Origin of the sequence: Clostridium tepidiprofundi DSM 19306, assembly GCF_001594005.1 — a bacterium.
In the GTDB taxonomy this organism is placed as follows: domain Bacteria; phylum Bacillota; class Clostridia; order Clostridiales; family Clostridiaceae; genus Clostridium_AC; species Clostridium_AC tepidiprofundi.
On the sequence record NZ_LTBA01000011.1, the window covers coordinates 1 to 19,208 of the forward strand.

16 protein-coding genes are annotated in these 19,208 nt (G+C 29.8%); 15 read left to right on the forward strand and 1 reads right to left on the reverse strand.

The window, feature by feature from the left end:
• Nucleotides 1-240 precede the first annotated feature (240 nt).
• The 13 genes from CLTEP_RS06340 (at nucleotide 241) to feoB (ending at nucleotide 16,060) form a co-directional block, all read left to right on the forward strand.
• A complete protein-coding gene (locus tag CLTEP_RS06340; protein WP_066824251.1) occupies nucleotides 241-2,604 on the forward strand; it encodes an ATP-dependent DNA helicase in 2,364 nt (787 codons plus the stop codon).
• Nucleotides 2,605-3,379: 775 nt separating this feature from the next.
• A complete protein-coding gene (locus CLTEP_RS06345) occupies nucleotides 3,380-4,789 on the forward strand; it encodes a D-glucuronyl C5-epimerase family protein (protein WP_066824254.1) in 1,410 nt (469 codons plus the stop codon).
• Nucleotides 4,790-4,914: 125 nt separating this feature from the next.
• Complete coding sequence (locus tag CLTEP_RS06350) at nucleotides 4,915-5,586, forward strand: FG-GAP repeat domain-containing protein (RefSeq protein ID WP_066824256.1); 672 nt, start codon at nucleotides 4,915-4,917, stop codon at nucleotides 5,584-5,586.
• A 3-nt stretch (nucleotides 5,587-5,589) separates the two neighbouring features.
• On the forward strand, nucleotides 5,590-6,282 hold the full coding sequence (locus CLTEP_RS06355; RefSeq protein ID WP_201786598.1) for a response regulator transcription factor: 693 nt from the start codon (nucleotides 5,590-5,592) through the stop codon (nucleotides 6,280-6,282).
• Entirely contained in the window at nucleotides 6,279-7,796 is a 1,518-nt protein-coding gene (locus CLTEP_RS06360; RefSeq protein ID WP_066824258.1) for a HAMP domain-containing sensor histidine kinase, read from the forward strand. The genes CLTEP_RS06355 and CLTEP_RS06360 overlap by 4 nt, the downstream gene beginning before the upstream one ends.
• Before the next feature lie 103 nt (nucleotides 7,797-7,899).
• On the forward strand, nucleotides 7,900-8,688 hold the full coding sequence (locus tag CLTEP_RS06365) for a hypothetical protein (protein WP_066824268.1): 789 nt from the start codon (nucleotides 7,900-7,902) through the stop codon (nucleotides 8,686-8,688).
• A 74-nt stretch (nucleotides 8,689-8,762) separates the two neighbouring features.
• Complete coding sequence (locus tag CLTEP_RS06370) at nucleotides 8,763-9,791, forward strand: M42 family metallopeptidase (protein WP_066824270.1); 1,029 nt, start codon at nucleotides 8,763-8,765, stop codon at nucleotides 9,789-9,791.
• Nucleotides 9,792-10,250: 459 nt separating this feature from the next.
• Nucleotides 10,251-11,477, forward strand: coding sequence for an MFS transporter (locus tag CLTEP_RS06375; protein ID WP_066824273.1), 1,227 nt, complete (start codon nucleotides 10,251-10,253; stop codon nucleotides 11,475-11,477).
• 122 nt (nucleotides 11,478-11,599) lie between these two features.
• Nucleotides 11,600-11,869 carry a winged helix-turn-helix domain-containing protein gene (locus CLTEP_RS06380; protein WP_161938354.1) on the forward strand — a complete coding sequence of 90 codons (270 nt, stop codon included), beginning with the start codon at nucleotides 11,600-11,602 and terminating at the stop codon, nucleotides 11,867-11,869.
• A gap of 117 nt (nucleotides 11,870-11,986) precedes the next feature.
• Nucleotides 11,987-12,598 carry a DUF3793 family protein gene (locus CLTEP_RS06385; protein ID WP_066824278.1) on the forward strand — a complete coding sequence of 204 codons (612 nt, stop codon included), beginning with the start codon at nucleotides 11,987-11,989 and terminating at the stop codon, nucleotides 12,596-12,598.
• 603 nt (nucleotides 12,599-13,201) lie between these two features.
• The gene (locus tag CLTEP_RS06390; RefSeq protein WP_066824280.1) at nucleotides 13,202-13,432 is read left to right on the forward strand and encodes a FeoA family protein; all 231 of its coding nucleotides are present in this window, start codon (nucleotides 13,202-13,204) and stop codon (nucleotides 13,430-13,432) included.
• Nucleotides 13,433-13,720: 288 nt separating this feature from the next.
• Nucleotides 13,721-13,933: a FeoA family protein gene (locus CLTEP_RS06395; RefSeq protein WP_066824282.1), complete on the forward strand. Its 213-nt coding sequence runs from the start codon at nucleotides 13,721-13,723 to the stop codon at nucleotides 13,931-13,933.
• 96 nt (nucleotides 13,934-14,029) lie between these two features.
• Nucleotides 14,030-16,060: a ferrous iron transport protein B gene (feoB, locus tag CLTEP_RS06400; RefSeq protein ID WP_066824284.1), complete on the forward strand. Its 2,031-nt coding sequence runs from the start codon at nucleotides 14,030-14,032 to the stop codon at nucleotides 16,058-16,060.
• A 50-nt stretch (nucleotides 16,061-16,110) separates the two neighbouring features.
• Here the strand turns inward: feoB and CLTEP_RS06405 are convergent, their stop codons facing one another.
• Nucleotides 16,111-17,349, reverse strand: coding sequence for a Y-family DNA polymerase (locus CLTEP_RS06405; RefSeq protein WP_066824392.1), 1,239 nt, complete (start codon nucleotides 17,347-17,349; stop codon nucleotides 16,111-16,113).
• A 186-nt stretch (nucleotides 17,350-17,535) separates the two neighbouring features.
• Here CLTEP_RS06405 and CLTEP_RS06410 point away from each other — a divergent pair, with 186 nt between their 5' ends.
• Nucleotides 17,536-18,237, forward strand: a complete 702-nt coding sequence (locus CLTEP_RS06410) for a YveK family protein (protein ID WP_066824287.1) — start codon at nucleotides 17,536-17,538, stop codon at nucleotides 18,235-18,237.
• A complete protein-coding gene (locus CLTEP_RS06415) occupies nucleotides 18,234-19,199 on the forward strand; it encodes a CpsD/CapB family tyrosine-protein kinase (protein WP_066824290.1) in 966 nt (321 codons plus the stop codon). Before CLTEP_RS06410 ends, CLTEP_RS06415 begins: the two co-directional genes overlap by 4 nt.
• Nucleotides 19,200-19,208 lie beyond the last annotated feature (9 nt).

Consider the following 19,208-nt stretch of genomic DNA (forward strand, 5'->3'; position numbering starts at 1 on the left):
GCTTTAATTCCTTCTTTAAAATTATTAATTTTAGCCATAATAAAATTCCTCCGTCAATACTTAATGATGCAATATTGATTATAAAGGAATTTTATTTAAAATCTTATTTTCTGAATATTTATTATTTAATTTTCCATTTTATTCAATCTTAAGTTTATGACATTGACCCCAGGGGTATAAAAAAATTACATTCCTGTAAAATTTTTATACCCCAGGGGTGCAAAAAAAGGAAATGATACCATGAGTATACAAAACATTAGGGATACCAAAAACACTATAAGTATATCTGTTAGAAATCTTGTTGAGTTTGTTCTACGAAGTGGAGATTTGGACATGAGATTTATGGGTACAAGTAGGGCTATAGAGGGAACAAGAGCACATCAGAAAGTTCAAAAATCAATGGGTGATGAGTATAATGCTGAGGTGTATCTTTCTCATGTATTTGAAAAAGATGACATAACTATTGAATTAGCAGGGAGAGCTGACGGCATTATTGAATATGATGGTGTTGTTATAGTTGATGAAATCAAGACGACAACAAAGACACTTGAATATATTGAGGAAGATTATAATATAGTACATTGGGCTCAAGCAAAATGCTATGCATATATGTATGCACTTCAGAATGAACTTAAAGAAATTTATGTGCAGCTTACATATTATCAGTTGGATACAAAAAATATAAAAAGGTTTAAAAGAATTTTCACAATAGAAGAGCTTGAAAAATTTTTTGATGACATAATTAATAGATATTTTATATGGGCAAAGTGGACATACAATTGGAGAAATATTAGAGATAAATCTATTGAGGAATTGGGATTCCCATTTAAAAATTATAGAAAAGGTCAAAGAGAATTTGCAGTTGCAGTGTATTCAACTATTAGAGAGGGCGGAAAGTTGTTTGCACAAGCTCCAACAGGTATAGGAAAAACAATAGGAACTGTTTTTCCATCAATCAAAGCGGTGGGAGAAGGATTGAGTTCAAAAATATTTTATTTAACAGCTAAAACAATAACTAGGACAGTTGCTGAAAATGCATTTAATAAATTGAGACAAAATGGATTGAGGTTTAAGACAATAACTCTTTCGGCAAAGGATAAAATATGTCCTAATCCTGGAGTGGGATGCAATCCAGAAAGTTGCGAGTATGCTAGAGGACATTTTGATAGGGTAAATGATGCTATATTTGATATATTAAATAAGGATGAGTTTACTAGAGAAACTATAGAGGAGTATGCGCAAAAATATAGGATTTGTCCATTTGAGTTTTCACTAGATGTAGCATTGTGGTCAGATGGTATTATTTGTGATTACAATTATGCATTTGATCCAAGGGTTTATTTGAGAAGATTTTTTCAAGATAATAGCGGCGATTATATTTTTTTAATTGATGAAGCACATAATTTAGTTGATAGGTCGCGAGAGATGTTTTCAGCGGAAATTTATAAAAAGCCAATTTTAGAGTTAAAAAAGAAAACAAAGGAATTAGCACCTAAGGTTTCAAAGTATTTGAATAAGCTTAATTCATTTATGGTTAAGGGAAGAAAGCTTTGCGAAAAAGAAAATTTTTATCTTCAGAAGGATGCTCCTCAGGATATTTATACTAGTATTAGAAAGTTCATAAGTGAAGCTGAAGAATGGCTTGTTGATAATCCAGAAGCTGATTTTAGAGAAGATCTGTTGCAGTTTTATTTTGATGCGCTTTCGTTCATACGAACTTCGGAAACTTACGATGACAGATATGTTACGTATTATGAAAAAATCAATGATGATGTAAAATTGAAATTGTTCTGTTTAGATCCATCATATCTTCTCAAAGAGGCAATGAAGAGAGGAAAGGCTTCAATTTTGTTTTCTGCTACTTTGACTCCATTGCCTTATTTTATAAAAATACTAGGTGGAGATGAAAATTCATATAGAATGAGATTAAAGTCTCCATTTCCACAGGAAAATTTACATCTCTTTATAAATGATAGAATATCAACAAAATACAGAAATAGAGAATTCACGTATGATAAGGTCACAAATGTTATTGAAAAAACTATACAAAACAATAAAGGAAATTATTTGATATTTTTTCCATCGTATAGGTATATGGAGGAAGTTTATTATAGATTTATTGCCAAAAATGAAGGCTTAGATATAAAAGTTATTATTCAAAAATCCAACATGCTAGAGAATGAAAGAGAAAATTTCTTAAAAGAATTCGAAATTGAAAGAGAAGATACTTTAGTTGCTTTTGCGGTTATGGGAGGTATTTTTGGAGAGGGAATAGATCTTGTTGGAGATAAATTAAGTGGTGCTATTATTGTTGGGGTTGGATTGCCACAAATATGTTTTGAAAGAAACATTATAAGAGATTATTTTGATGAAAAATTAAATTTAGGCTTTGAATATGCATATGTATATCCAGGTATGAACAAGGTAATGCAGGCAGTTGGCAGAGTTATTAGAACTGATGCCGACAAAGGAGTTGTTGTGCTTATTGATGAAAGGTTTGGACACGAAAATTACAGAAAATTATTTCCAGAGGAATGGAGTCATGCTGTGTATGTTAAAAATCTTAAAGATATAGAAAGAAGAGTTTCTAAATTCTGGAAGTAGTACCCCAGGGGTGCAAAAATTTCCATGGTAAATTTTATATATTCAATAGGTTGTGCGAAAATCCATGATACATGGTATAATGTAGTATACAAATATCAAATTTCCACAAAATTTCTACAAAAGAGGTTGCTATAATAAATTGCATTTGTAGTTATTATAAAAAACAAATTGATACAAGCAAAAGCTAATAAGATATGATTTTCAAGTAATATTTTTGCAAAATCTATTTGTGGACAACCTATTGAAATGAAAATTCTACTATGTGAACTACCACCCAGACAAGCAACGGAGGTTTTCTCAAGCCGAATATATAAAAATACAAAAGAAAGGTAGGTGTGATACCTGATTTGTGGTTAATTAACAGAAAAAATATTGATAATAGCAAATTAGAAATAACACTAAATAACCCTTAAGTAATCACATTTAGATACATTGCTATTCTAGTAGTTGAATTCTGATATACCACCATCTTATTAGTGCAGACTTTTTTAATTACGTAAATCAATAAAAAAGAAATATATTTTGTAAATAAGCTATTTCAGCTAGTTTATCAATTTTACAAGATTCCTACTTTTATAAGTGGCAGATTAGAGGCAGATTGAAGATTTTGGCTTCAGGTGGAGTAGAGTTTTCATCTAGTTTTCATCTGAAGTTTCGATGTTTTGCTTTAGCAAAACGAGTTCACTTAATTAGGGGAGTTTGCATTAGTCCAATAAGATGAAGAATTTGGGGAAAAAATTTTGTCCAAATCTTAGAAATCAGGAAGCTATATAACATGGAGATTGCCATTAAAACTAAAAGTAAATTTAATATTACAGTTATACTTATGTGTTTAGGTTTTGTTATATTTGCAGTTGCAGTATTGTTACTTAATAATATTGCACAAAAATTTCCAGGGAATAATCAAAGAAATAATTTTTATATTAATTCAAATTCAAATTTAAATTCAAAGTCAAAGTCAAAGTTTGTAGAGGTTAAGAATGTTATTGCTAAAGAAGAAGGAGTTTATGTCTTTTATAGCCAAAATATTAAAATAAACAGTTCGTATTTTTCACTTGAGTTGTATGACAGGGAAAATAATTTATTAAAAACTTCATTTGGTACATATAGCAATGTGTTATTTGTTAAACCTGACAAAAAATTGAATGTTAGGGAAAAATATAAGATTCATATTAAAGCATTAAGTATACAGGGAAAATATGGTGACTTAATCAGAAAAGATTTTGCTAGAGAATTTACAGTTACAAAAGATGATAATATGTTTACAAGAAAATATAGTCCTTTTGGAGAATTTTTATATTTTACAAAATTACCTCCTATTTGTAGCACTGGATTTAAAGAATTAGATGAAAATGGTGTAGTTAAGATAAAATTATCAAATAGTGATGAGTATATATATAATCCAGTAACTATTGCTCAGGTTGGATTACAAGAATATGGTTTCTATATTCAGGGAAAAGGGAAAGAGCATTATATATTGGCTAAAAATCAGGCAGATTGGCTAGTTAATAACATAGACAACAAAACTAATCAATGGCTTAATTATTATGACTTTACTGTTGGAGGAATGAATGTTACTCTTAAAAAGCCATGGGGTTCGGCTATGGCACAAGGACAAGCTATTTCTCTTTTGGTAAGGATGTATCATCTAACTGGGGATAGAAAATATTTGTATGTTTGTGAGAAGGCATTAAAGCCTCTTACGGTAGATGTTTCTGAAGGTGGGTTAGTACAAGATTTCTATGGTCATCCATATTATGAGGAATATCCTACAGAACCAGCTTCTTATACATTAAATGGATTTATGTTTACGTTGCTAGGCCTCTATGATTTGAGCTGTGTTTCTACAAATTCGCAAGCAAAAGAATTATATGTAGAAGGTATGAGAACATTAAACTACTGTTTACATTTTTATGATTATGATAATATCAGTGCTTACCATTTAGGATTTATGACTACTGATACTAATACTGATGTTAATGCTAATACTAATTTTAATAATGATAATAATAATGATAATACTGATGTTAATACTAATGTTGTTAATACTGTCCACACTTCAAAATTCTATCATGTAGTTCATATATGTGAATTAGAAGCATTATACAGTGTAACAAAGTATCCTTTATACAAAGCATATCATGATTTGTGGAAATCATATGACATAAATTATAAAATTTATTAGAAATATGAGACAAATAATACACAAATAAGCCATTTACTATAATAATATGGCTTATTTGTGTATATTGAATTATTATAGATGAGGGCGGTTTGCTTGGTGAAAATATTAAAACAGGGGGCAAATATATGGTTAAAAAACTAAGCACTATTATGTTGATTGTAAGTATTTTATTTTTAAATACTGCATGCTCAGTAGCAAAATCTCCAGAAGAATTGATTAAGAGACCTCATAAATATTTTAATGGTGAGGATATAAATAAAATAACATCAACATTTTTGACTAATGGTAGAGTTTTGACATTAGCACAGAGTCAAATGGGTGAAAATGCAGTTAGAATGCTAGATATTGATGCCGATGGAATGTACGAAATTATGTTGTTGTATAAGAAAGAAAATGAAGTAAATGAGTATGGTGTAATTATACTAAAAAAAAAGAAAGGTGTTTGGTATGAAATTAATAATATTGCAGTAAAATGTTTTGGATTGGATTTGGTTAAATATGAAGACATAACAGGTGATGGTAAGCTTGATATATTTATAGGTATGCAAAAAAGAGAAGACAAGTATAAAAAATTGAATGTATATTCTTATCATGGTGGATATTTTCATTTTATTGAAAATATTTCATATGAAAAGTTAAATATAAATGATATAGATAATGATGGAATTCCTGAACTAGGTATTTGTCGAAATTTGCAATATAATAATTTGTCAAATGAGTGTTCTAAAAAACAAGAATATTTTTGGTATAGATGGGATAGTGTCAATGAGTTGGAGCCTATTTTAGAAAGGAGATAAAGTATGGCAATTAAAATTCTTGTACTTGAAGATGAAATGTCTATAAGAAGTTTTGTCAAAATTAAGTTAAGAAAATTAGGATACGAAATAATAGAGGCGGAAAGAGGAGAAGAAGCATTTGAAAAAGCAGATGAGAGTATAAGTATAGCACTTCTTGATGTTATGCTTCCAGATATTGATGGGTTTGAGGTGTGTAGAAGACTTAGAATAGAGTATCCTAGAATGGGTATAATAATGCTTACTGCTAAGGGACAAGAAGATGATAAAATAATAGGATTGAGTAGTGGTGCCGATGATTATATAGTAAAGCCGTTCAGTCCAAGAGAGCTTGTTGCTAGGATTGAATCGCTACTTAGAAGGATAGAAATAAGTGCCGTTGATAAAACTAGAAGAGTTATTGATATTGGAATATACGAATTGGACATGGACAGGAGAGTGCTTAAAAAAAATGGTGAAATAATTTCTTTAACACCAACAGAGTACGCTATTGTAGAATTTTTGATAAATAATAGTGAAAAGACATTTAGCAGAAATGAAATATTAGATGAAGTGTGGGGAAAAAGTTTTATAGGGGATATGAAAATTGTAGATGTTAATATTAGAAGAATAAGACAAAAAATAGAAGATGATCCTGCTAACCCTAGATATTTAAAAACAGTTTGGGGACATGGATACATATGGAGTATTGAAAAATGAAAAGTATAAAGTCTAGAATATATATTCAAAACGGAATAATTATAATAATGATTGTTTTGATTTTTGAATGTGTTTTTATATTAGGATTGAGAAATTATTACTATGGAAGTGTGAAGCAAAAGTTGCTGAATAAAGCATATGTTTGTGGTTCATTGTATAATAGTTATCTTTCTGATGTAGGTATATATGAAAAAGCTACATATATACTTGAAAATGAATCTAAGGACAGGTATGTGTACATGCAGGTTTTCGACAAGAATAAGAATTTAGTTATTGATTCAAATGGATTAAAATATCATGAATATTCTGAAAGTAGTAACGATAGGTACAAGAATAATGAATACAAATATAATAAATATATGGATAAATATGATGAATATAAAGATAATGAGTATAAAGATAATGGGTATAAGGGTAATGAGTACCAAGATATTGAATATGCAATAACTGGGAAAAGAAGGGTTGTAAAGGGATATTTCAATGATGAGAGTATAATGAGCATATCAATTCCATTATATCAGAGAGACAATATTGTTGGTGTGTTGAGATATATTATATCGACGCAAAAAATGGGGAAATATGTATTAAAAATTGAGTTGTTTGCATTGTCAATAGGCATATTTGTGATAATTGTATCATTTTTATTAAGTTCAATTTTAGCGAAAAGAATTATTAATCCTGTGAAGGAATTAACATCTACAGCTATTTCTATGGCAAAAGGAGATTTTTCTAAAAGAGTATGTAATACAAGTGAAGATGAAATAGGAAGACTTTCAGATACGTTGAATTATATGGCTAATGAAATAGTAAAAAGCAATGCGGTTAAGAATGAATTCATATCATCGATATCACATGAATTAAGGACACCTTTAACTGCAATAAAAGGGTGGAGTGAAATAATTTTATCTGGAGATGTGGAAAATTTTGATGATGCAAAACAGGGTATACAAATTATATCGGATGAAGCTAGTAGACTTATAGAACTTGTAGAGGAACTTCTTGATTTTTCAAGATTTGAATCAGGAAGAATAAGCTTAACATTTGAAAATATTGATATAAATAGTTTGATTAGAAATGTATGCAACTATTTTAAGAATAGAATTGATAAAAAAAATATTAAATTGGTGATTAATTCGTATAGTGAGAATTGTGTCGTTAAATGTGATAAAAATAGACTGAAGCAAGTATTTATAAATATTATAGATAATGCTGTAAAATTTTCGAATATTGGTGGGAATATAGAAGTAAATATCTACAAAAAGGATAAATATGATGAACATGAAGAAAAACAAATTGTTTTTGTCGAAATAGTAGATAATGGAATTGGAATATCAAAAGATGATATATGCAAAGTTACACAAAAGTTTTACAAGGGAAAGTCAAATAGGTCAGGAAATGGTATAGGGCTTGCGATATGTAGAGAAATAATATCAATGCATGGTGGTGAATTAATTATTGAAAGCGAGGAAAACAAAGGAACAAGGGTTATTGTAAAAATATTAACCAATTTGTAACCAATATAGTTATTAATATGTTTATAATTAAGTTACCAAGCTTGGTAAGACAAAGCAATTAAGGGAAAATTAAAAATTCTATTGAAAGGTGGAATGTTTCTTTATGAAAGGAATTCTTAAGAAAATAGTATGTGTAGCATGTGTAACGGCATTGACAGTTTCAGTTGTAGCATGTGGAAATACTGCAGATGATAAAAATGCAATGAGTAAAGGTAATAATACCAAAGTTGAAGATAATAATAAAAAGTATACTAAGTCTGATAACAATAAAAATATTGATAAAAGTAAAAAAGAACATAAATATAGTGATGAACTTGCGAAATATTTTCCAAATGTTGAGGGGACAGTTTTGAAATATAGTGGTACTGCTGAATATGGACATGTATTAACTTTAAGTAATGTAGATGAAAAAAATGATAAATTGATACTTGATTTTAAAGGTGAAATCGAGGATATGAGTGATGGTGAAGGTCCTTCAAAAGAGGAGCTGATGTTTGAAAAAGAATATGAAATTGGTAGTGATTATGTTAAAGAGAAACAGAAAAATAAAGAGAGACGACATTCACAATCGATAATAAGAGAACAGACAGTGTTAAAGTTACCACTCAAAGAAGGAAATAAATGGGAAGAAAAAGTAACTATTGATGGAAAAGAGTATACTGCTATTGTAAAGATAGTGCAAATATCGAAGGATAAAGATGGTAAGGCTTTAATTAAGACAGAAACAGTAGTAAAGGGGATTGAACATTATCCAGAAAATATGTATAAGGAAAGTAAAACATTTAAAGAAGGAAAAGGAATTATAGAATTTAAAAATGTTATATTGTTCCCAAAAGCGTATAATGGTGATAAAGATGCTCATATGAATTTTGGATATTCTTTATTTGAATAACACCCAGGGGTGCAAAATTTACCATGGTAAATTTTGCACCCCTGGGGTATAATATAATCAAGGAGGGGGTTAAAATGGAAATTAATACTCAATATATACTTGATAATATGGTGAAATATATTAATATTCAAAGTCCATCGGGGAAGACAGCAGAAATAATAGAAGAATTAAAGAAACAGTTTGAGGATATGGGGATAAAGACAATAAAAACTAAAAAAGGAGCTTTAATAGCTACCATAGAAGGTGAAAATGATGATAAGCAGAAAACTATATCTGCACATGTTGATACCTTAGGGGCTATGGTTAAGGCAATAAAACAGAATGGAAGGCTTAAATTTGTTAGAATAGCAGGGGGGACATTTAACACACTTGAAGGTGCTAATGTTTTTGTCGAAACAAGACATGGCAAAAAAGTAAGAGGAACAATATTGCCAGTGAAAGCTTCAACGCATATATTTCCTTCAAATTCTAGAAATGATAGTAGAACTGAAGAAAATATGGAGGTTAGGCTTGATGAAAGAGTAAATAGTAAAGAAGATGTTTTGGATTTAGGAATTAATGTTGGGGATTATATACATATTGATACTCTAACTGAAATAACAGAAAGTGGATTTATAAAATCAAGGTATTTGGATAATAAAGCGGCTGTGGGTATAGTTTTGGGTATATGTAAGTACTTTAAAGATAATAATATTAAACCTAAATATACAGTTAATTTTTTGATGAGTAATTATGAAGAAGTTGGACATGGAATATCATTTGTGCCAGAAAAAACAGAAGAATTTATTGCTATAGATATTGGAACTGTTGGGGGAGAACAGGCATCAGATGAGTTTAGTGTTAGTATTGCAGCTAAGGATGGGGTAACGCCTTATGATTATGAATTAAGAAATAAATTGGTGGATATTGCAGAAAAAAATAATATTAGTTACAATGTTGATGTATATAATAGTTATAGTTCTGATGCTACGCAGGGAATTAAAATGGGACATGATTTCAAATTTGCATGTATTGGACCAGGTGTCGATGCGACACATCATTATGAAAGAACACATATAGAAGCAATAGAAAATACAACTAAGCTTTTGATAAAATACATTTAATATTACCCCTGGGGTGCAAAAATTTCCATGGAAAATTTTGCACCCCAGGGGTAAATTTTTGCTTGACAATGCATAGAATAGTATATATAATATTTGGTAAATTCAATATTTTGAGAGTGTATCTAGGGTTCCGGCTGTGAAGTTTGAAGTTACTAATTTAATTACGAATTATGTATCAAGGTAGCAAGCAATAAACTATATGGGAAATTTGTTTGAATAGTTCAAGTTTTCGCAGTGTCTGGTCCAAGCGGTACAAGACCACATTGTAGTTGGTTACACTTTTAGGATAAAAGCCTAAAGGACGAGTCTCGGTTTTTGCAGATTTGTTCTTTAGGCTTTTTTTTATTTTTAATGCCATTAAGAATTAAAAATAAAAAAATAATTAATTAGTATGCTAGTCTATTTTGTACCATATTGTGTCGCAAGAAAACACTACAACAAAACAGGGGGGTGAACTAGATGGAAAGATTAAAAAGGAACATTAAAGGATATTATTTGTATACTATATTTTCGGATTTATTGATAATTGGGCCTATCATAATGGTATACATGCTTTCAAAAGGACTCAGTTTTACACAGATAATGCTTATAAATTCAATATCATGCATTGCTGTAGTTATTTTTGAGGTACCAACTGGAGCTATTTCAGACAAACTTGGTAGGAAAATAAGCATGATTATTGGACCGGCATTGTGGGGTATTAGTTTAACTATGTATATATTCGGAAAAGGTTTTTATTCTTTAGCATTGGCTGAAATAGTTTTTGCACTTGGAATGACATTCAAGTCAGGCTCAGATATTGCACTTATATATGATTCTTTAAAAGCAATAGGAAGAGAGGATGAATTTCAAAGAATAGAAGGAAAAGCAAAAGCATACTTGCTTTACGCACAGGCAGTTGGCTCATTAGCAGCAGGATTTTTATATAAGTACAATAAAGATTTACCAATAATTGTATCAATTATATTCATGATTATTACAATAGTGATAAGCTTTACTTTGTATGAACCTCCAATTGAAGATAAAAAAGGACAGTATGGCGAAAAGTATTTAAAACAAATTTATGAAAGTGGTAAATATGTTCTAAATCATGAAAAATTAAAGGCTATAATATTATTTTTAATGGTTTTTTATGTGTTTTATAGAGAAGGATTTTTCTTGTTTCAGCCATATTTTGAAGATGTACACATACCAGTTGAGTATTTTGGGATAATTTTCTTTGTGTTTAACATCGTTGCAGGACTAGTATCAAATAGAAGTCATAAAATAATAGCTATTACCAAGAGAAGAAGTCTTATGTTTTTGTCATCACTTATGATTGTATCGTTTACTATTTTAGGATTAACGAAAATTTGGATAGGTGTCTTTGCAATGCTTCTTCAACAAATGGCAAGAGGCTTATATGGACCTACTACAAGAAAATATTTAAATAAATACATTCCATCAAACAAGAGAGCAACGATATTATCATTTGTTAGTCTTTTAACTAATTTAGCAGGAGCTGTTTCATATCCATTATTGGGATTGATTAAGGACAAAACTACTATATTTAATACTCACTTAATACTTGCAGCTATTATGTTCGTTCTCACATTTTTAACATCTATATACATGAACAAGAGAATGGGTCATTTTAATAAAGGAATAATTTCCAAAGATGAAAAAAATTACACCCCAGGGGTGTGAAAAGGGGTTGATTTTTATATTGTATAGTGGTATTATTTATTTGATAATGAAAATCAATATCAAATAGCGAAAAATAATCAATTGCATTTAATTGTATTTATTACATGATAGGAGGGGATTTGATGTTTAAAATTCTTGGGATTATTGCGCAAGAAGGAAAATATTCGGTAGCTACTATATCACAAAAATTAGGTATAAGTGAAGAATTGGTGGCACATATGGTAGATAAGCTTATTGAAATGGGTTATTTGACAAAAGTTAATAAAAATAATTTTTGTAGCAGTTGTAGTTCTTGTGGTGGGTGCAATGGAAGTTGTGGATGCTCTAGTAATACTAAACTAAATATATTAGAGATAACTGAAAAGGGCAAAGTTGTACTTGAAAGGATGTAGGCAGAGTTTTTATGATGTAGGCAGAGTTTTTATATAACTTTTTGACTTTGAATTTATTTTTGAATGACTTTGAATTTATTTTTGAATGATTTTTGTGATATGGGGTGAATTGATTTTATGACGAGCGACGTTTATAAAAAGTTTATTGAACTAGCAAAGTATAGAGAGGATAAGGAATTATTATTTTTATCAATAATTTTTAATGTAGCACCTATTATAGAAGGACATAAACCGGCATCAATAATTAGTTTTTCTAGGAATGATAAGGGATTATATTATGCATGGGACAATTATAAATATGAACTGAAAGATTATTGTAATTTAAGATATTTTGAGTTAAAAAGAACGGATGGCTATATTTTAGTTATGTTTTATGATTCACATAAATTAAGCGAAGCATTAAATGAAGAAAAAAATATTAGGTTTTTAAAAAGATTTGGCTATAAAAATTGGAGTAGAATAGATAAATTTTTAAGTTTATTGAAGAGGAGATTTGAGGTAGCCTGTCCACATGAAGTTGGTATATTTCTTGGATATCCAATAGAGGATGTTGTAGGTTTTATGAATAACTGCGGAGAAAATTGCATATTGTGTGGTTATTGGAAAGTATATCACAATCCCGATAAAGCTATAGAACTTTTCAGAAAATATAATAAATCTAAGGAACATATATTAGAGCTTATTATAAGAGGAACAGAACCTTCTGCATTAATTAAGCAAGTTGCTTGAGCTATTTAACTAAAATATGTTAATTGTCAATGAGTTTTCATGTTAATAATGTACTGATTTATCGATTTTACAAGATTTCTACTTTTATAAGTGGAGATTGAAGCTTTTACTTTAGATGAAGTAGAGTATTTACCAGAAGTTCAATGCTCTACATTCATCAGCAAGTTTTGTATCACTAGCGTTTTGGTAGAGTATCCACCTAAAGTTTTGATGGTCTGCTTTAGCAAAATGAGTTCACTAATATATTTGATTTATATGTAAATTCAAAATATCTATTGACATGATTGGAAAAATGAGTTACTATGTTATTGATAATGAGTTTCATTAACGAATATTAACCATTATCAATAATTTATCATCATTAACTGAAATGTTAGTAATAGCAGTAGTGAGAGGAATAATAATAGCAGTAACATTAATAATAGCAATGGTAAGAGTAGTGCAGATTTACTAAGTGAATAAATGTAATTAAAGTATCTTATTTGCAAATGTATTTTCTTTTTATGATTCATATAATTAGGAATGTCTGTACTAGTTGTACTGGCTATGCTGGTAAGATCATTATTATTATCGATATTAATAAATTTAGAAGGGAGAGTTTGTATGTCAAGTGTATCTTTGGATAAGGTTAAGGTTGGCAGTCAGTGTGTTGTTGAAAAAATTGTTGAAGGAAGTAGCGTGAGAAGAAGAGTTATGGATATGGGTATAGTTAAGGGGACAAGATTAAAGGTGAATGGCAAAGCACCATTAGGCGATCCTATTGAGGTTATTGTCAGGGGATACAAATTAACTTTGAGGAAAAAGGAAGCGAGAGATATAGTTGTACAAGTATAAGTGTAATTTATAATTTTATTGTAGAGACAGATTACACATAGAACATACGAGAATATGCTTAGGTGTGATTTATAATTTTATTGTAGAGTGATAAGTTGAAAATGAAAATGTATGAGCAAAAGTATAGGTTAAAGATTTGTATAAATGCTAAATTAGCTAATTAAAATATAATGTTGTGTTTAATTTAGCTAGTTAAATAATTAGCAAGAAGTAAGTCCAGCTAAGAAATGTCAATAGGAGATAAAAAATAATTATTATTTTTGTGAGCCAAAAAAAGGAGGAATTAGTATGCCTTTGACTTTTGTTAAACCTGGCGATATGGTAAAAGTTAAAGATATTATAGGTGGAGGTGTGGTGTACAAACTACTTATGGAAATGGGACTTAATAAGGGTTCAAAAATAAAGATGATTAAAAATAGTTCAGGACCTCTTATAGTAGCTGTAGGTGAAAGAAGAATTGCAGTTGGGAGAGGTATGGCTATGAAAGTTATGGTAATGTAATTTTTTTTGAGAAATTATTGAGAATGAATATTGATTTCATCTCTTGCTTTAGCAAAAAGAGTATATTAAGTATATTATAAGGGGAGGTTACAAAATATGAATTCTGAGATAATTGTTGCTTTGGTTGGTAACCCCAATTGCGGCAAAACCAGTATATTCAATGCTCTGACAGGATCAAATCAACATGTTGGTAATTGGCCTGGTGTAACTGTTGAAAAAAAAGAAGGTAAATTGACTTTCAGTGGTAGAAAGCTAAAAATAGTGGATTTACCAGGAACTTATAGTTTAGGGGCTTATTCAGAGGACGAGGTGGTTGCTCGTGACTTCATATTAAAGGACAAACCAGATGTGGTAATCAATGTAATTGATTCAACAAATATTGAAAGAAATCTCTATTTAACAGTTCAACTTATGGAAATGAATACAAATGTTGTGTTAGCTTTGAATATGGCAGATGAAGCTGATAAGAAAAATATATTTATTGATCATGAAAAGCTTTCGGAGACGCTTCATATTCCAGCTGTTCCAACAGTTGCGAGCAAAAAAAAAGGTATAGAAGAACTACTTAAAAATGTTATTGAAGTAGTAGATAATAAGGGTAAACATAAATGTAAAATTAAATATGGTAAAGAAATCGAACAGGAAATTAATGAAATTAGTGATTCGTTAAATGAATGTGCTGCAGGATTGGATTATCCAGCAGATTGGACAGCTCTTAAACTTTTGGAAAATGATGAATATGTTTTAAATAACATAAAGGAAAATGATAAATCAGGTAAAATTATAGATAAAGTTAAAAAATCGATTGATAACATAACTTCTTCTATTGGATATGAACCAGATGCAGCAATAGTTGATAAAAGATATGAATTTATTGCTGAATCTACGAGAGGGTGCATAAAAAAGAATGACGAAAATAAAGAAACATGGTCGGATAAGATAGATAAGGTTGTTACTCATAAAGTAGGAGGACTTCTTATATTTGCAGGTATAATGTTTTTTATGTATCAAATTACTATGTCATTTGGTAATGATTTTTTAGGTGGATTAGTTGATGAAGGATTTGGTGTACTAGCTGATTGGGCATCAGAAGCATTAGCAAATTCTCCAGAGTTATTGAGGTCATTTGTTGTTGATGGAATTATAGGTGGATTAGGTTCAGTATTGGTATTTATTCCATTAATTGCAGTTATGTATCTAATAATTTCAATATTAGAGGAAAGTGGTTATATGGCAAGAGCAGCTTATGTTATGGATAGATTTATGCAATCTATAGGACTTCATGGTAAAACAGCTGTTTCAATGATAATAGGAAGTGGATGTAATGTTGCTGGTATCATGTCAACTAGAACGCTAGAAAGTAAAAAGGATAGAATGATTGCCATACTTATAAATCCATTTGTTTCGTGTGCTACTAAGATGGAGATTTACGGTGTGTTTGTGGGTGCTTTCTTTGCGGGTAAAAAGTTTGGAATATTTAATGCTGGTGGTTTTATAGTGTTTAGTTTATATGCTATTGGAATTTTAATTGCAATATTATCAGCAAAATTGTTTAGTAAATATTTATTCAAAGGTGAATCATCATATTTTGTAATGGAATTGCCTCCATATAGAGTACCTACGGTTAAGGGCGTATTGATTCATATGTGGGAGAAAGCTAGTGCTTTTGTTAAAAGAGCTGGTACTGTTATATTTGTTGTTGTAGTATTAATTTGGTTCTTATCTGTTATGCCATTAGGAATTGAGCCAGGTTCAGCAGAAAGTGTGCTAGGAAGAATAGGTTCATTTATTGCTCCAATATTTAAGCCACTTGGATTTGGAACATGGGAATCAGCTGTAGCACTTATAACAGGTGTACTTGCTAAAGAGGCTGTTGTTGGTACTATGGGTACAGTATATTCAGTATCAGGAGGAACACTTCAGACGGCTATACAAAGTAACTTTACAGCATTATCGGCTTATTCATTTATGATATTCTGCTTGTTATATGTTCCGTGTGTAGCAGCAATTGGAGCTATCAGAAGAGAAACAAACTCTCATAAATGGGCTTTATTTTCAGCTTTATATTCAACAACAGTTGCTTGGATTGTAGCTTTCTTGGTTTATAATATTGGTAGAATGATATAATTATGGAATAAATTACACCCCTGGGGTGAAGTTCACCCCAGGGGTGTAATTTATTCCATACTACCAGTTAAGGGTTTTATATCTGAATGTAAAAAAACGGATCTTACTATTGAGTTACTGCCATATTTCAATCTTATGCTATCTATTGTTTTGTCAAGTTTTCTTATTTTTTCTACATTACCATTTTCAAATATAGAAGTTTGATAAAAATCATTGCTGCAAAGTTCAGAAACAGAAACTCCTATAAGTCTTATGGGTTCACCCTTCCATATTTCATCAAAAAGCTTGCATGCAGTTTCTGCAATTTTTTGTGTGGAATCTGTTGCACTAAACAGCTTTCTTTGATGTGAATAGCTTATAAAATCACTATTTTTTATTGAAATAGAAACTAGTGAACAACAATTTTCGGAATTTCTAAGTCTCATACCAACAGTTTCTGAAAGGGATAAAATAACCATATGTGCATCATTCTTATTTTCTATGTTAAAAGGAGTTGTTGTAGAATTACCAACACTTTTCATGTTGATATGGTTACTTTTTATAACTTCAGATTCATCAATTCCATTAGCATAGTTCCACATAAGTATACCATTGCTTTTAAATTTTATTTTTAAAAGATTTATATCATAATTTGCAAGATCGCCTATGGTATTAATATTAATTTTTCTTAATTTAGGTGCTGTGGCTCTTCCAACCATGAACAGATCTTCTATTGGAAGTTGCCACATTTTTTTCTTTATTTCATTAGGGAAAAGTGTGTGTACATTATCAGGTTTTTTGAAATCTGAAGCCATTTTTGCTAAGAGTTTATTAGATGATATACCTATATTTACTGTAAATCCTAATTCATTCTTTATTCTTTCTTTTATGCTATGAGCAAGTTTTACATAGTCAGGGTATAGATTATCCATATTCGTAAAATCTAAGAAACATTCATCAATAGAATATTTTTGTATTATTGGAGTATATTCTTTAAGAAGTTCTAACATGGCATTACTGTTCTTTAAATACAAGCTATAATTTGGAGGTTCAACTATAAGCTTAGGATATTTTTGCATTGCACTAAATAAACTTTCTCCTGTTTGAATTTTGTATTTTTTGGCAGGAATAGATTTTGCTAAAACTATGCCGTGTCTACTTTTAGGGTTTCCTCCTATGATTGATGGAATTTCCCTTAAGTCCAATTTTGAGCCGTGCTGAAGTTTATATATTGCTGTCCAAGATAGATATGCTGAATTTACATCTATATGGAATATAATCTTATTTTTATTTGTATGATTGTTTTTCATACTTATTTTTGTAATGTTACTTGTACTGCTCATGTTTTACAACCTCTTTCCAAAAATTGTTCTATAATTAATTATAGCGAACATATGTTTAATTGTAAAGAAATTTATGGAAAATGGAAAAAATTACACCCCTGGGGTGAATTTTTTGTGTGTTTTTCAAATATATTCTAGAGAGGGGGGAGTACTATGAATGAGGAAATGGAAATTGATTTACTAGAGATGGGACATATTATTCTTAAAAGAAAGTGGATTATAATTTATGTAACACTGTTTTCAACAATGATTTCTGCATTAATCAGTTTTTTTGTAATTAAACCTGTATATGAGTCAAAAGTCAGCATAGTAATAGGTAAAGAGGAAGCAAGAATTTTTTATGAAGATAAGTATACTAATGGTGATGTTACAATGTATCAAAAGCTTGTTAAAACTTATGCTGAAATAGCGCAGTCAAATACAGTATTACAAAAGACGGCTGATAATTTAGATGGGTATACTATGAAAGACATTAGAAGTTTTATAACTGTATCGCCTAAGGCTAACACAGAAATATTGGAAATTAAAGTGAAAAATAACAATAGAACAGATGCAATGCTTATTGCGAATGAACTTACTAGAAACTTTACAGTAGAGGCAAATAGAGTATTGCCTGCTGGTGAACTTAATATTCTAGATAAAGCAGCAATTCCAGATGTGCCTGTATCTCCAAATAGAAAATTAAATATTGCTATTGCTTTTTTATTGGGAGCTATGATTTCAATTGGAATAGTGTTTTTACTTGAATACATGGATACAAAAGTTAGAACGGAAGAAGAAATAGAAAAATATTTAGATATTCCAGTGCTAGTTTCAATTCCAAATCAAAATGGTATGGTGGTGTGGGAAAAATGAAAAATGAAGCTGAAGTATACAAATTATTAAGAAATAGTATTGAATTTTCAAGTGTTAATTCAAATATTAAAAGTATACTTATTACAAGCTCAAAGAGAGGAGAAGGTAAAACGACGATTGCAGCAAATTTAGCAATAATAATGGCTAAAAGTGGTAAAAAAACATTGCTTATTGATTGTGATTTTACTAATCCCAATATTCATGATGTGTTTAATTTAGATAATAGTACTGGATTAATTACAATACTTCATAGTCAAAATAATAGTGGGCAATTATATATAAATACAATGAATGAAGCAAATAATAAAGTAGTGACATGCAATGAAGTAGCAACATTGGCATGCAATGAAGTTTCAGCATTAGTATGTAATAAAGTAGCGACATATAATGAAGTAGCTTGTAGTAATGCATTATACGATACTACAATAGAATGTAGTAAATCAATATGTAATGAGGCAATTCTAAATGATAAAGCAATTGCTAAAAGCAAAATCAATAATCTCTATATTTTACCATCAGGTTTGAACAAAAATGGTACAAGCCGAGTGTCAAAGGACAGGACAGACAGGACAAATATAAAAGACATAAAAGACATAAAAGGAATAGAAAATATAGAAAACATACAACATATACAAGACACACAAGACACAGAAGGTACATCTGAATTAATAATGTCTAACAATATGAAACAACTATTTGAGAGAATCACCAAAGAATATGATTTTATAATAGTAGATACACCAGCTATTCAATATTCTAGTGATGTTCAGGTAATATCGCAGTACGTAGATGGTTGCATATTAGTTATCAGGGCAGGAATGAACACTAGGAATGAAATTGAAACAAGCAAAAGGTTATTGCAGAAGGTAAATGCAAGAATTATTGGAGCAATATTGAATAAGGCAGATATTAGTCCTAAAAGTAAGAAAAAATCAATTAGTTGTAAAAGCAAAAAACATTAGTGAACTCTT

Excerpts from the sequence above, each read along its gene's own strand:
- CLTEP_RS06340 (WP_066824251.1), top strand. The coding sequence starts at position 241 with ATGAGTATACAAAACATTAGGGATACCAAAAACACTATAAGTATATCT.
- CLTEP_RS06345 (WP_066824254.1), top strand. The coding sequence starts at position 3,380 with ATGGAGATTGCCATTAAAACTAAAAGTAAATTTAATATTACAGTTATA.
- CLTEP_RS06350 (WP_066824256.1), top strand. The coding sequence starts at position 4,915 with ATGGTTAAAAAACTAAGCACTATTATGTTGATTGTAAGTATTTTATTT.
- CLTEP_RS06355 (WP_201786598.1), top strand. The coding sequence starts at position 5,590 with ATGGCAATTAAAATTCTTGTACTTGAAGATGAAATGTCTATAAGAAGT.
- CLTEP_RS06360 (WP_066824258.1), top strand. The coding sequence starts at position 6,279 with ATGAAAAGTATAAAGTCTAGAATATATATTCAAAACGGAATAATTATA.
- CLTEP_RS06365 (WP_066824268.1), top strand. The coding sequence starts at position 7,900 with ATGAAAGGAATTCTTAAGAAAATAGTATGTGTAGCATGTGTAACGGCA.
- CLTEP_RS06370 (WP_066824270.1), top strand. The coding sequence starts at position 8,763 with ATGGAAATTAATACTCAATATATACTTGATAATATGGTGAAATATATT.
- CLTEP_RS06375 (WP_066824273.1), top strand. The coding sequence starts at position 10,251 with ATGGAAAGATTAAAAAGGAACATTAAAGGATATTATTTGTATACTATA.
- CLTEP_RS06380 (WP_161938354.1), top strand. The coding sequence starts at position 11,600 with ATGTTTAAAATTCTTGGGATTATTGCGCAAGAAGGAAAATATTCGGTA.
- CLTEP_RS06385 (WP_066824278.1), top strand. The coding sequence starts at position 11,987 with ATGACGAGCGACGTTTATAAAAAGTTTATTGAACTAGCAAAGTATAGA.
- CLTEP_RS06390 (WP_066824280.1), top strand. The coding sequence starts at position 13,202 with ATGTCAAGTGTATCTTTGGATAAGGTTAAGGTTGGCAGTCAGTGTGTT.
- CLTEP_RS06395 (WP_066824282.1), top strand. The coding sequence starts at position 13,721 with ATGCCTTTGACTTTTGTTAAACCTGGCGATATGGTAAAAGTTAAAGAT.
- feoB (WP_066824284.1), top strand. The coding sequence starts at position 14,030 with ATGAATTCTGAGATAATTGTTGCTTTGGTTGGTAACCCCAATTGCGGC.
- CLTEP_RS06405 (WP_066824392.1), bottom strand. The coding sequence starts at position 17,349 with ATGAAAAACAATCATACAAATAAAAATAAGATTATATTCCATATAGAT.
- CLTEP_RS06410 (WP_066824287.1), top strand. The coding sequence starts at position 17,536 with ATGAATGAGGAAATGGAAATTGATTTACTAGAGATGGGACATATTATT.
- CLTEP_RS06415 (WP_066824290.1), top strand. The coding sequence starts at position 18,234 with ATGAAAAATGAAGCTGAAGTATACAAATTATTAAGAAATAGTATTGAA.